At 58.8% G+C, this 12,786-nt stretch carries 11 protein-coding genes and 2 pseudogenes; 7 read left to right on the forward strand and 6 right to left on the reverse strand.

Features of this window, described 5'->3' with window-relative positions:
* A pseudogene (locus tag P3T25_RS18305) lies at window positions 1-192 on the forward strand (cytochrome C); the annotation flags it as partial.
* A gap of 175 nt (window positions 193-367) precedes the next feature.
* On the forward strand, window positions 368-1,042 hold the full coding sequence (locus P3T25_RS18310) for a c-type cytochrome (protein ID WP_429358562.1): 675 nt from the start codon (window positions 368-370) through the stop codon (window positions 1,040-1,042).
* Window positions 1,043-1,195: 153 nt separating this feature from the next.
* Here the strand turns inward: P3T25_RS18310 and P3T25_RS18315 are convergent, their stop codons facing one another.
* Together P3T25_RS18315 and P3T25_RS18320 are read right to left on the reverse strand one after the other, a co-directional pair.
* Window positions 1,196-1,459, reverse strand: coding sequence for a hypothetical protein (locus tag P3T25_RS18315; RefSeq protein WP_429358563.1), 264 nt, complete (start codon window positions 1,457-1,459; stop codon window positions 1,196-1,198).
* 525 nt (window positions 1,460-1,984) lie between these two features.
* Entirely contained in the window at window positions 1,985-2,182 is a 198-nt protein-coding gene (locus P3T25_RS18320) for a hypothetical protein (protein WP_429358564.1), read from the reverse strand.
* Between the two features lie 521 nt (window positions 2,183-2,703).
* Here P3T25_RS18320 and P3T25_RS18325 point away from each other — a divergent pair.
* Window positions 2,704-4,824 carry a Na/Pi cotransporter family protein gene (locus tag P3T25_RS18325; RefSeq protein ID WP_429358565.1) on the forward strand — a complete coding sequence of 707 codons (2,121 nt, stop codon included), beginning with the start codon at window positions 2,704-2,706 and terminating at the stop codon, window positions 4,822-4,824.
* A gap of 815 nt (window positions 4,825-5,639) precedes the next feature.
* Here P3T25_RS18325 and P3T25_RS18330 read toward each other — a convergent pair.
* Window positions 5,640-5,984 (reverse strand): annotated as a pseudogene (locus tag P3T25_RS18330) (DDE-type integrase/transposase/recombinase); the annotation flags it as partial.
* Between the two features lie 929 nt (window positions 5,985-6,913).
* Window positions 6,914-7,129, reverse strand: coding sequence for a hypothetical protein (locus P3T25_RS18335; protein ID WP_429358566.1), 216 nt, complete (start codon window positions 7,127-7,129; stop codon window positions 6,914-6,916).
* Window positions 7,130-7,678: 549 nt separating this feature from the next.
* Between P3T25_RS18335 and P3T25_RS18340 the strand changes: the two genes are divergently transcribed.
* A complete protein-coding gene (locus P3T25_RS18340; RefSeq protein WP_429358567.1) occupies window positions 7,679-8,017 on the forward strand; it encodes a hypothetical protein in 339 nt (112 codons plus the stop codon).
* A 753-nt stretch (window positions 8,018-8,770) separates the two neighbouring features.
* Here the strand turns inward: P3T25_RS18340 and P3T25_RS18345 are convergent.
* Together P3T25_RS18345 and P3T25_RS18350 are read right to left on the reverse strand one after the other, a co-directional pair.
* Window positions 8,771-9,001, reverse strand: a complete 231-nt coding sequence (locus P3T25_RS18345; RefSeq protein ID WP_429358568.1) for a hypothetical protein — start codon at window positions 8,999-9,001, stop codon at window positions 8,771-8,773.
* Between the two features lie 318 nt (window positions 9,002-9,319).
* A complete protein-coding gene (locus tag P3T25_RS18350; protein WP_429358569.1) occupies window positions 9,320-9,538 on the reverse strand; it encodes a hypothetical protein in 219 nt (72 codons plus the stop codon).
* A gap of 811 nt (window positions 9,539-10,349) precedes the next feature.
* Between P3T25_RS18350 and P3T25_RS18355 the strand changes: the two genes are divergently transcribed.
* The 3 genes from P3T25_RS18355 to phbB all read left to right on the forward strand — a co-directional run bounded on the left by P3T25_RS18355 (window position 10,350) and on the right by phbB (window position 12,698).
* Window positions 10,350-10,535: a hypothetical protein gene (locus P3T25_RS18355; RefSeq protein WP_429358570.1), complete on the forward strand. Its 186-nt coding sequence runs from the start codon at window positions 10,350-10,352 to the stop codon at window positions 10,533-10,535.
* 262 nt (window positions 10,536-10,797) lie between these two features.
* Window positions 10,798-11,367, forward strand: coding sequence for a phasin family protein (locus tag P3T25_RS18360; RefSeq protein ID WP_429358571.1), 570 nt, complete (start codon window positions 10,798-10,800; stop codon window positions 11,365-11,367).
* Window positions 11,368-11,954: 587 nt separating this feature from the next.
* Window positions 11,955-12,698: an acetoacetyl-CoA reductase gene (phbB, locus tag P3T25_RS18365; protein ID WP_429358572.1), complete on the forward strand. Its 744-nt coding sequence runs from the start codon at window positions 11,955-11,957 to the stop codon at window positions 12,696-12,698.
* The last annotated feature ends 88 nt before the right edge of the window (window positions 12,699-12,786 follow it).

The raw sequence follows: 12,786 nt of genomic DNA on the forward strand, positions 1-12,786 counted from the left end.
GCGAACTTTTCGCCTGCCACGCAGGGATGGATACCCGAGATCTTCTGGATTCCGGTGCCGAACATCCGGGTCGGCCTGCAATACACGCATTTCACTAAATACCTTGGATCCCGATCCAATTACGACGGCACCGGGCGAAACGCATCGGACAACGACACGCTGTTCGTCTATTTATGGGCGGCGTACTGGTGACATCGATGCCGGTGTTTCCCACGCAAGTTAGTCGTACTTGCCCCTGGAATAAAAGGAAGGTGCCTTGCGTTTTTGCAGTATCGGCGGAAGCGAGGGCGTTGAAATACGTACTCATTGCGCTGCGCTTTGTCGCGCAGCCTTTAAGGGCGGTAAGCGCAGTCTGGAGGTTCGTGACATGAAAACGTTGGCGCAAATCATCTCCCTTGGGATGCTGCTTGCAGGATCGGGCTGTCACGAAATGGACCGGTCAAGGGCGGTCGATAACCCGGCAGTGGCCGGCAAGACCATTGCTCTGCAGGTCTGCTCGAACTGTCATGGCGTGAACGGCGTTTCGGTATCGCCGGCCTTTCCCAAGCTGGCGGGGCAACGAAAGGAATACATTGTCGATCAATTGACGGACTTCAAGACGCATGCCCGATCAGACCCGAACGCCAAGAGATTCATGTGGGGCTTTACGCACCTGAGCGAGGCGCAAATTGACGAACTTGCCGCATATTTTTCCAGTCAGAAGCCGGCTCTGGGTGAATCCGGCGACCAATCGCTGATTGGCGAAGGCAAAGCGATTTTTGTGTCTGGGTTGCCGGACAAGGGCGTCGCAGCATGCGTTTCGTGTCACGGCCAGCATGGCGAGGGAATGAATCAGTTTCCGCGGCTCGCCGGTCAACACGCGGACTACATCATCAAGCAGCTATTGGTTTTCCAGCGCGACACCGCTCAAAGACCTCGCGGTGAGATCATGAAGGAGGTCTGCGGCAATATGTCGGAGCAGGATATGCGCGCCGTAGCGGCCTTCGTGGAAGCGTTTCCTCCAGAGACGGAGGCCGCGGCCAACCCGCCGACAGATCAATGAGCAAGGTTCCTTATCTATCGCTGCGCCCGTGGGCGTGGCGATTCAGACTACAGGACGTGCCGTTCGATACCATTGTCTGTGCCACGTCTGTCCTGACCAGCCATCACCGCCCGCCGCGTTGCGACGTGGATCACAGGCCTCGGCAAGTGATCATCACGGTTTCGCGATGCGTGGTGTCCGCGCGCCCGCTTGCCTGCCAGTCTTCGATGTGCCGTTCAGCGTAGCCTTGATGCTACTTCCGGCGACTTCGATCGCTTGCTGGACGGTGTTGTGCATGGTGTCGTAAAGCGTTTTGCTGGAGCTGATGGTCGACTCCACCGCAGCGACGACTGCCTCCGAACCTGCCGGCGCACTTTCCAGAAAACCTTCGACAATCGTCCGGACGTCTAGGTCGTGCGTTTTGTATTGTGTGCCCACAGCCGCAGCAAAATCCGCCAGCGTGGATGCGATGATGCCGTACAGATCACGGTTGTATGTCTGGACCGTTTCACCTGCGACGCAAGCGCTGTTTGCGGGGCGCTGGACGGCAGTGCCTTCAGTGCGTGTTCCTGCCCACCAGTTAACGTCGATCGGGTGGTCCGGAGATTCAGCTCGACCAGCTTCTGCTATCCGTCGAAGGTCTTGCTCGCTAGAACGAACATCGTATCGAGGCTAGCCTTTTGCGTTGACGCGAGTTGTTCGGGTGACAACAGATTCATTGATGTGCTCCTGAGAAGCGCCGCAACGCTCGCCAGACAACAGGATGAACAGGTTCGTGCGGCAAGATGGCGTCGAGCAGGCAGGCCCGATGTGTGTTGCATCGAAACCCGTCGCTATGGAACCTTAAGTACGGCGCATGAAGCAGGACTTTGCTTGCCTTTGCGATGTGGCGCTCGATCAGGCGCCGATCGAACCGCGCATTATGCAGGGATCGGACGGCAAAGCGATCGACGCAAGTGTCACTTATCGGATCCGCGCGGCAGCCTTGAGAACCGAGTGACCGTTGATGGTGATCAAAGGCCGTTGTTGCCCGTGCGCGAGCTGTTCCAGCGTGACGAGTTGACGTTCGAGAAGGGCTTCGAGATCCGCACGGTCCAGGTCGATTGAGTCTGGAGCGTCCTTGAGCAGCATCAGGGTTGCGAATTCATGAGGACTCGGCATCTTCGTCGCCTTGCTTGTAGGGGCTGCATTCGCTGGGAACTTGATCTGTCGCCGTCCCGCTGGGATACGGATCACTCCATCAATCGCGGATGCGGGACGTCTGTGCTGACTGGGTACGTGTCGCACCCAGAGGAATTCACTTTATGCTGTCTCCGGCCAATGATCAATATATGGCATAAATTTTTTTGAGATGGCCGTGTTCGCCGGAGCTAGGTCCGGGTAAACATGGAACGTCGCCGGTGTTGGGGCAGGCCGTGCTCCGTGCAAACGATCTCTCATCGTGTCTTTCCACTCCAACTATCTGGAGGAAGTCGCGTTAGACTGGCCACACTATACGATCCGCGCTCCTTCTGCTGGCGGACGTTTCCGCAGAGAAAAACCGCAGGGGATCTTGGGTGCCTGCCGAGCCCAAGAAGATTTGAGCGGCCGGTGCTTGGGCGCGATGACGTCTGGCCGCTAAGGCGCGGCAGGCCAGTGGTGAGAGTCACATAGGCAACGATTTTGCGCCGGGGATCTGGATCATGATAACTACGTTCACGCTGATCGATCTCGCTGGCTCTATTGCCCTGCTGCTGCTGGGCACCCAAATGGTCCAGACCGGCATGCAGCGCGCGTTCGGCGCCGGCCTTCGGTCACTGCTGGGTCGGACGCTGCACGGAAGAATCTGCGCCTTCCTCGGCGGAATGGGCGCGACGGCGGTCTTGCAAAGTACTACCGCAACCGGACTTATGACTGCCGGCTTCGCTGCCGAGGGGCTCGTCGACCTTGTCCCCGCCCTTGCCGTCATGCTCGGCGCGAACGTCGGTGCGACATTGATCGTGCAAGTGATGTCGTTTGACGCCGCGGCCGTCTCGCCGACCCTCTCACTGACCCTCTCACCGGCCCTGATCCTGGTGGGCGCGCTGATGTTCCGCAAGGTATCGAACGCACGTGCACACGATCTGGGCCGCATGTTCATCGGTCTGGGCCTGATGCAGCTCGCGCTGCACCAGTTGCTCGTGTTGATGACGGACTACGAGGATGCCCCCAGTCTTCGCATGCTGCTGGGCGACGCGTCCACCGTACCGCTAGCCGATGTTCTGCTGGCTGCCGGCTTGACCTGGGCGGCGGATTCGAACGTTGCGGCCGTTCTGCTCATCGCGTCGCTTTGCGCGCAGAACGTGGTTCCGCCTGATACAGCTTTTGCACTGGTGTTGGGTGCGAACCTCGGCACTGCAATCAAACCCGTGCTGGAAGGGGGCGCGCCAAACGATCTCATATCGAAGCGACTGGCGGTTGGTAATCTGCTCACGAGGGCAGTCGGCGTTGTGGTGGCGCTCGCAGCGCTCGGGCCAATCGGCCGCTTCATGGTCACCATCGAGCCGGACAATGCGCGAGTGGTTGCGGATTTCCATACGCTGTTCAACCTGGCTCTCGCCTGCGTGTTCCTGCCGTTGGTTTCCCACTATGCGAATCTTTTAAGCCGACTACTGCCGCCGCTCGTGGCGGTCACCGACCCGCCGCGGCGGCCCTTCGGCGATCCCGCCGCAAGGCAGATCCCAATGGAGGCGCCCGGCGACGCGGCACGCAAGGCACTTCGGTTCGCAGATGTCCTCGGCGGGATGCTGTCGGGCACCCGTGCCGCGCCGGTTGAACGCGACCGAAAACTGGTCGCGGACATCCGTCGGCGCGACGATATTCTGGACAGCCTAAATAGCGCGACCAAGACCTACCTGACGCCGCCTGATCCCGAGCCGCTTGCGGATCATGATCATCGGCGTCTGAATGAGAGAGAACTCGTGGCGTATCGCGAGGAGAGCGATGGAATCGAAATACGGGAAGGCAGTGGCCACTCGCTCGAACACGTCGGCGCTGACGGGAAGACGCAGACGTATTACCCTGCAAGGTCACTTTGGCTCACCCTGCAGGATCTCCTGGTCGTTCAACAGCTGGAGCCTGCAGGGGGAGAAACGCAATCCACGCTTGCTACCTATATCCACGGGACCGCGTGCGTGGACGACTATCGCCTGTCCATCATTGGTGAATCCGGGAACGATACACGTACGATCCAGGTCTCGTTTGCGGCTCGGGAAATCGCCATGGCAGACCAGCAAGGCCTTCGCGAATGGCAGGACGAGGTCGGCACTACCTTCGCCGACATTCCGCTTGGCACTGCAAGGCTCGGCTATAACCGCCCAGACCGTGAGATGCAGGTACCTGATCAGTGGTGGGCGTCGTTCCACGTGCCAGAAAGCAGCATGCGGGTGCTTTCCGAGGGTGTTGAGGCCGGCCGGATCACTGCTGTGAAGGTCGGGCTATGCCTGAAGAACGTTTACATGTCCGGCCACGCTGGGGCTGATTTTCCCGGGGAGCCGTGTCTGTTCCTCAGACCGGGCAAGAGCGGCAACATCATGGAATCGCCGGAAATCCCAAGCGGATACGTTGTTCATCTCACGCTCGACCGCGCAAAAGTCAGCCTGCGGCGGCTCGAACAAAACGACAGCACGCACGAGGGTCTGCCGCATCAGGAGCGGACAAACATGACCGAGGCACATGCCATTGGCGCATTGGCGGAGAAGCTAAGCAAGCTGGTCGCCAGCCTGAAATGGCTTGCAGCGCTTATCGCCATCCTGGTTATCGCTTTCGCATTTAAAAACCGATGATCGAGTGGGTGTCCCGCACCGCGTAGTCGTTCAGGAAACCCCCTAATGAGCAACTGTATTGCCGGTCAAGCCGTGTGGATGGATTCACCGCGCGGCTTTCCTGTTTTTGCGTTGACGTTGAGGATGGCACGCGGCTTTCGCATGCAGGCGGCCAGGGCAACTTTCCGGAGATCTCAGATGGCGATGAGGCGGTGACAGAAGGCATAGACGACGGGATTAAATTGGACTGCCGGCAATGTCACCATGTACAACATCGCCGTGCGGTAGCACGCCCGCCGAAGGGCCAGTTTGGACAGCCACGGCGTGGGCGAGCGAAGCGCCTGCGAATTAACGCGTTGTAACGTCAGGCAAGCCGTTGCGAGCGACCAGGCTGCTCGAAGAAAAGATGATCGTCGACTTCAGCGGCGCGCGTCGTTGCGAACGCAAACCGGTGAAATCATGCGAGGGCTTCCGCGCCTAAAAGATACGTCAACGATGCGCCGCGCGGCGCTGTAGCCGGTCAGTAACGCCTCCCCTTCAGTCGAAAAGGACTCTCCACTGGAATCCCCGAGACGTGGCGGCGACAAAATCGCGAGCGATGTCCCGGTTCGTTCAATCCTTACGGCTGCGACATAGGCTGGGATCGACGCTCGCTGGCCCGGTAGGGGCGAATTGAAACTGGACTCCATGGCGACCTCTATCGTGAAACCCTTGTACTGAGAGGTCCGTATCATTCAACCACCCAAAATAGCTAGTCGCGCCGGCACTCACGCACACCGGGCGTTGTCACGTTAAATTGTCCGCGACGTAGAATTGCGGGGGGGCCGACCTCGTCCTCAGAATCCAGACGGATTCTGGGTGAAATCAGTGAGGCGATGCCAAGCGACGAAGCGTGCGCCGAGTTGTTTGCGATAGACCGAAGCGCGCAGCAAATGCCGCTTTTGCGCAAAGTGCTGTCGGATCGGACCGAAGCTCGATAAGAACGCCTGCGTGCGTTCGGGATCGCGAAAGCCTCGCATGCGGCGTTCGCGTTCACGCGTAGGTTGATGACTGTTCTCGACCCGGTTGTTCACCCTGGCACTGGCTCTGACGAAGACGTGTTTGCCGTTGGCCAGTTCGGGGATCTGAGTCTTCGCCGCCGGGTAGCTACGGAGTTGGTCGGTCACGATCTTGCGCGGCAGGGTTTCAACATATGTCCGGTATGCGCCAACTTTTAGATATTCAAGGGCGCGGGACGGAGGTCAGCAACGGATCGAGCTGGATCGGTCGTCGTCGGACTCTGCGCGGCTATGAACGGCCGGCGATGACTTCTCCTCCCAGCTGTTCCAGCATCCGCCACAAACGAATGATAATTTAGCTTGTTGATGGCGTCTTTTTGGCCGCGTAAGCTACCGTCAGACCGTGCGAATGCGGAACTCGCAGGCTGCGGCAATCAGGAAACGTCGGTGCGGGACGGGGGGTATAGCGATGAAAATGTCTCACAGATTAGGAAGCTCCGATACGGCGGGACCGGTGTGGGGGCTTATCTTTGGCATGTTCATGACGGCAATCGGCATAGGCCTCTGGTTTTATGCGACGTTGTCGGTACCCCCGGGACGGCAAGATCAATCGTTGGCCGTAGCGGCGATGCTTATTGGTCTGTTTTTGGCCGTCTACGCGGGGCGCGAACTTTGGCACAATCGTCGGTAGGATCGCCGGTCAGGACTATGGATGTTTCCGATCAGGTCGCTCTGCCCGGCAGGCTGGCGCGCGTACGTCGTTGAGGCGCGCTTCCCGCTAACACTCGCGAAATCCGTTTGCTCTGTCAGCACCGCCCAAGGCCACTGATCTGCATGGTCTCGACAACGTCTAGGCCGGCGTCAAGTAGGACGGGGGAACGGACGCGTCCGCTTTCGGGCCACTCACGGTCAATTGTCCAAAATGGCCGAAAGGCTGTTGAGGGCGGCTACGGACAATTGCGGACAGAGGTTCGCTATAATTTCTCGCTTCCCCAGCCATAACGTCAAAAATGTCTTCCAGGCAAAGCAAGTCTCGCGGTGGCCAAGCCCGCAAGCCTCCGACGAAAACGCTTCTGTTGCCGATGGACCGGTCCTCTGCCAGTAAACGTTCGCTATCGTGTCATCTTGCACTGGCTGCTTGTCGTGACGACCATGGCAATAGCTACCTGATCAACGAGCTCATGCATGCGGTGTACCTGAGCTGGTACCTGCAGCGCGCCGGTCATGGAAATCTGCCGGCCGAGCAGCTCAAGATCGCCGAATATGCCGTTGAGAACACGCTGGCGCGCGCATGTGACCGGTAAATGGCGAATTGCGTCTGATGTCATCAGTGATTTCGAAACGCTGCTTTCGCTCTATGACGCCCAGCTCGCAAGCGCACGACTGCATGAGGTCATGGAAGCCGAGCGACAGCTGAGGCGTTTTCTGACGGGGAAGAGCGACTCCCCGATTTCGATGTCGCCTCAATCGAGGCTCTGGTGAGTGGCTTTCCGTGCGGAAATATATATAGGACTACTGTATTCGTCATAATTATATTAATCAACATTTTTGAATTGGCTTCCTCGAAGTTGTCACGCTTGCAAGGCCGCCACTTCGCTACCAGGCGAGCTGGGATGAATGAGGTTGTCAACGGGTCCGCTTTTTAGAATGCTCGCCGGCCCATACTCGACTACGTCAGCCCCATGACATGGCGTCCGAGAAGGAACCAATTGGTGCTCAGCGAAACAGGAGCATCGTTACGTGCGACCTCGAGCAATTGCCCGATTTCAAGCGGCTCGCGTTGACAGCTTCTGACAGTCCCGGTCCGCGTACTCTCATGTCCTAATAGCATCTCCGGCGACAAAACCGACCATATCCACGTTAGCCGGTTGATACGCATGATTCACAAGCTGCGGCACACTATCTTGGATCGGATTGGCAGGCCCGTCGAGGGTGCTCGAAAGTCGCAGTTCGACCCGCTTCTGCCGTTCGAACCAAGCAAACCAAATGGCAGCTTACTGAGTGTAACAGCCATGTTTGACTCGACCGGAATGACGGTGAAGCTCTGCTTATGCATCACACAGACCGAGCACGGTGAGGGCCGCTCTACGGGTTTCGTCGCTTGCATAAAGCAGAACTACAACGTCGTCTCGTTTCGCGTGGGTAAATGGCTCACTCATGTGATCTGCTATTTTTTGCACATTGTCGATCGAGACGGCAAGCACGCTTTGGCTTAGACGGGTTGCCATGTTGCCCAAAGCGTGCGTCTCAGTCGCAGAGCGTAGATGGATGAAAATCCTCTTGCCGTCCACGATGGAAACGACTTTTCCTTCGTGAATGCCCCTTCCCCATTTGCTTTTAATCCTCATATTCTCTCTGGCTTTTTTTTCATATTTTTCGAAAGGAACAGCAAATATCGCGTCCAGGAAGTGTCGGCCTAATAGGCGACACGATCCACGGGATTTAGGCCGCGTACAGACAAGGGGGACCCGTCTTTCCGTCAACGGACGAGTGTCCGTTGTCGGGCGCAGGCACACTCGAATGTCCGCGTCGTTCCGTCGCTATTGTTTCAGCCACTCTCGAACGCACTTGTCTGTCCGTCTCAGTTAGCCCTCGTTCCTGTCTCCGGCACACAGGCTGGTAACAGCGCAAACACCGGTTCTGGCCGAGGACGCGTCGAAAAGAATCGGCGCGCGAAGGTCCGTTAACCGTGCGACGCCGACGTTTGAATGTCAGCGTGAAAGCTCATGCGAACGGCCGTAGCTGGCCGATCACGGTCCGATGCTGATTGCATAGGGTGCTCGCCAGAAATCGACTCGCGTCGGACCGTCATCGACCCCTTTGAGCCGTTCGGAAACGACTCGTGAGCGGTAGCTTCCGGCCCGACATGAGCCAATCGTTTCACGTCAACTGTAACCTGCACGTTGTAGGCAACCGTTCCCGTGTGGCGCGTGTCTTCGCACAGGGGTTCCGTGAACCAATGTGCAAGCCTAGCCCGGCTTGCCTTCGTGTTCGTCAACCGCAGCGCGAAGCCGATTGAACCCGTCTGCGAATGCAGCCGACGCGTCACGGAATCGAGCAATTGGCATCGGAACGTTGCGTGCGCCGCCGATCGCCGCGAGTTGTATTGTCTGCGCGGCGATGTAGAACCCGGTAAGTGCGTCACCATCGACCGCGACGTCCAGTTTGCATTCCCTATATAGCTCGTTGCGTCGCAGCATGCCGATCTCCATCGTGATTTTCGAAGCACCGCTTGTCACGCCTTCTCGGGCCAAGCTAGCTGATGCTCGCCCATCACCCACTCGTTAGGAGGGGTGCCATCAGCTGTATTTTGGTACAGCCAGCTTCCGCAGACCGTGCAATTCCAGTTGCTGCTGATTTTCGTCATGTGGCTCGGCGGCCCGATTGCACTGACGCCGGAAGGAGCAAGATCGCCATGCGGGGGAACGCTGGATGGCTTGCCAACTAATTCGCGACAGGCATTGCAAGGCTGCATAACTGTCTCCAATGATCTGATTCGAGGAGTCAAATCGCTCGGCCTATGCCGAGTTCTCGTCGCACCACTGGATCGCCCAGCGCTGCGCCGCCTCGATAGCGTCTGCGTCGGAGGGATAGTCGCCGAGGTCGCCTGACCATTTGACCTCGATGGTGTCGGCGCCCAACGAGGCGCGCCGGTAGATCTTTGCACGGGCGTAGTAATGGCCGCCTTCATCAAGAGGCGACGCGTCGATATGGAAGTCCTTGTAGTCGAACTGCATCGTCGCCTCCCAATGGGTGGGGAAATCCTACAGTGCGACACTGCGCACAGCAACCGGTTGGGATACCATTCCGTGGCTGTAGGCTGCGGAATTCAGACGCGTGGAGGCGTGCCTGCGTGTTTCTGCATTCTTGTCAGTCGGATCGGCGACGCGATCACCTTGATCCGTGATCGTGATCGCCGGGATATACCTCACGCACAACAGCGACGAGAGATCGTAGTCGACCCACTTTTGCCCTCCGACTCGGCGCAGCCTCACGGTAATCTCCCAGGGATAAATCGGTCATTCGTGCGGCCGTTCCGGCGGGCGGGGACGTGGCCGTTGCCACCACTCACCCACTACACGTTGACGCCTGATATGGGTTCCAAAAACTGACAGCAGTTGAGAGCCGCGGGCGAACGGCAGCTTCGGCCGTGACGGAACGGCAATGGATCAGCGGATTCGAACGTTGCTGACTGATGCCAAACGGTTGGTTAAAGATAAATGTGTACGGTCAAGGTTGAAGCGGCGCCAGCCGCGTCAGGGCTCGGCAATTCGGAGGACCGTTCGAACTCAGCCTGCGGTTACGGCACTAGGGGCCTTGGTCTTGCCGTTGGTGCATCGGATAAGTCGCACTTATGTCGCGCCTATATTTGACTGATTTGATGCCGAGAATATTTCATCGTAGATTGCAGTCTGCGATGCGGGATCGGCGAGTCGGTGTCACTCGTATCCGGAAGCGCGTTGCCAGGCGGCGCATACAGGAGAAGAACAGGGTCACAGGTAGCGGCTTATTTCGTAATGCGAACCAATATCAACCCGGAGTCAGACAATGAAGATGAAGCTGCTTTTTCCTTGCTCGGCGACGACGCTCGCGTGCGGCCGTGCCTCCATGATGGTTGCAGCGTGCCGAAGCGGCGGCGGTATCAAAGGGCCGACCGATGCCGCCAACGACCCGGTGTCTTGCCAGCTTCACGGGTGCGCGCTCCTCAATATCGTGTCAGAACGTCCGGGCTGACGCCGTTGACCAACGACAGCCGACTACGGCGGCTACCGCTTTTCGTCCACATCGCCAATTTGCCCGCCCGTGCTAAGGGTATGTACCTAATAAGAAGCCTGCGAAATGAACATTTAACAAAGTTAGAATGTTTGCTCTAATGATGCATCGCACAAGCCCGGGCCGGGCGAGAGGCGGTGGACCGGCTCTCACTATCCCGCAGCGGGCTTTTCCAGCCCGACATCCGTCGGGTGCGTGTTGAGCTGAACCAAGGAGAGCACAGATGAGCGTTTTCGAGCCCGAGCATTTCGTTACGGTGCACCGGGCCAACATGGCCACCCTGTTCACCCTAACGAATCAGGCGTTCCAGGGCTTTCAGAAACTGGTCGACCTGAACATGCAGGTCGTCAGGTCAGCACTTGCCGAGGGCGAGGAGAACTGGCAGCAAGCGCTGTCCGGCAAGACTCCGGTCGAGCTCCTCACCCGCCACGCCAATGCTACCCAGCCAGCCGCCGGGAAGGCGCTGGCGTACACCCGTCATCTGTATGACATCGCATCGGGCACCCAGGCCGAATTTGCGAAGGTTGCACAGGCGCAATACGAACAGCACCGCAGTAACACCCAGACGCTCGTCGACAACCTTGTCAGGAACGCGCCAGCTGGGGCGGAAGTCACGACCGCCGCGCTGAAATCGGCGTTCTCGGCCGCCGATACTGCGTACGAGACGGTTCGCAAGGCCGCCGAGCAGGCCATCGAAGTGGCTAAAGGCAACTTTGCCGCCACGACCGCCGCTGCCTCGAAGGCTGGCCAGCAAGCCGCGGGACAGGGGACGCGCGCCGCAAAGCAGGCGTAGTTGATCGGTTGCGCAGTGGTTGTCGCGACGCTGCGCACCTGCTTCCGCACACAGACCAGGCGATCGGGCAGGTCACGCCAACCGGACCGTGCACGACCGCGCTTCCGGAGCGTGTTGATGCGTCCGGCCGGATCGGCGGGGGGCACGGAATGGTGGAGGCTGCACAGAACGCTCCATTGCTTTTGCGGGCTTTGCCGCGAGCTTTATGTCACGGCGGGCAGTAAACCTCCCTTCCGTCCCGCCCATTCGCACAGCACCATGGTCGCCCTGAATGTCAGCACGCCGCGCTTCGCTGTGCGTAGTTGGATGCATGGACATGGCACTCGCGCTTGAGCGCGACCAGCCGTTCAGATCACGCGAAGCGGTGCGCGCGCGAGGCGAACTATCGCCCGCAGGCGGACCGAGCTTCATTCGCGCAATACCATAAGCCGACAAAAACCCGCGCAATTCAGACAATGCTGAACTCATCCGCCTGCACCACCGCTGGCGACGACGACGCATTGTGGCAAAGCCAATGGCCGTGAGTGCGGGACAGCCATTGGATACTTATGTTCCTCGCAAGATATATCAGGATCACGGATTTAAGCATGACTAAACGAATCGCTGTAGTGACGGGCGGCATGGGCGGCCTTGGAGAAGCGATCAGCACGAAACTGCGTGACGCGGGTTATGCGGTGGTAGTTACTCACTCGCCAAATAACCCCGGCGTAGCCGACTGGCTGGCCAGCATGGAAGCCCAGGGCCGCAGCTTCCGTGCGTACCCGGTCGACGTGGCCGACTACGACTCATGCCAGCACTGTGTTGCGAGGATTCAGGTTGACGTCGGCCCCGTCGACATTCTGGTGAACAACGCCGGGATCACGCAGGACATGACGCTCAGGAAGATGAACAAGGTCAACTGGGACTCGGTCATGCGCACCAACCTCGATTCGGTCTTCAACATGACCAAACCGCTGTGCGAAGACATGGTCGCGCGCGGCTGGGGCCGTATCATCAACATTTCGTCCGTCAATGGTTCGAAAGGCTCCGTCGGCCAGACCAACTATGCGGCGGCGAAGGCCGGCATGCACGGCTTCACCAAATCGCTGGCGCTGGAAGTGGCGCGCAAAGGTGTCACCGTCAACACGGTTTCGCCCGGCTATCTCGCCACCAAGATGGTCACTGCGATCCCGCAGGAGATCCTGGACACCAAGATCCTGCCGCAGATTCCGGCCGGTCGTCTCGGCAAACCGGAGGAAGTCGCCGCGTTGATTCTCTACCTGTGCTCGGACGATGCCGGTTTCGTGACCGGGTCCAACATCGCTATCAACGGTGGCCAGCATATGCATTGAGCCGGCTGGCCGTCAGATCGCGGCGTCATCGCCACAAACGATGTTCGTTTGTGGCGATGAGCAGGCGATGCTGCGTTTCCGCATATTC

The sequence above is a fragment of the Paraburkholderia sp. GAS32 genome, assembly GCF_050434225.1.
GTDB lineage: Bacteria > Pseudomonadota > Gammaproteobacteria > Burkholderiales > Burkholderiaceae > Paraburkholderia > Paraburkholderia madseniana.

Bases quoted from the DNA above. Each gene is read 5' to 3' on its own strand.
- P3T25_RS18310 (WP_429358562.1), top strand. From the start codon at position 368: ATGAAAACGTTGGCGCAAATCATCTCCCTTGGGATGCTGCTTGCAGGA.
- P3T25_RS18320 (WP_429358564.1), bottom strand. From the start codon at position 2,182: ATGCCGAGTCCTCATGAATTCGCAACCCTGATGCTGCTCAAGGACGCT.
- P3T25_RS18325 (WP_429358565.1), top strand. From the start codon at position 2,704: ATGATAACTACGTTCACGCTGATCGATCTCGCTGGCTCTATTGCCCTG.
- P3T25_RS18335 (WP_429358566.1), bottom strand. From the start codon at position 7,129: ATGACATCAGACGCAATTCGCCATTTACCGGTCACATGCGCGCGCCAG.
- P3T25_RS18340 (WP_429358567.1), top strand. From the start codon at position 7,679: ATGATTCACAAGCTGCGGCACACTATCTTGGATCGGATTGGCAGGCCC.
- P3T25_RS18345 (WP_429358568.1), bottom strand. From the start codon at position 9,001: ATGCTGCGACGCAACGAGCTATATAGGGAATGCAAACTGGACGTCGCG.
- P3T25_RS18350 (WP_429358569.1), bottom strand. From the start codon at position 9,538: ATGCAGTTCGACTACAAGGACTTCCATATCGACGCGTCGCCTCTTGAT.
- P3T25_RS18355 (WP_429358570.1), top strand. From the start codon at position 10,350: ATGAAGATGAAGCTGCTTTTTCCTTGCTCGGCGACGACGCTCGCGTGC.
- P3T25_RS18360 (WP_429358571.1), top strand. From the start codon at position 10,798: ATGAGCGTTTTCGAGCCCGAGCATTTCGTTACGGTGCACCGGGCCAAC.
- phbB (WP_429358572.1), top strand. From the start codon at position 11,955: ATGACTAAACGAATCGCTGTAGTGACGGGCGGCATGGGCGGCCTTGGA.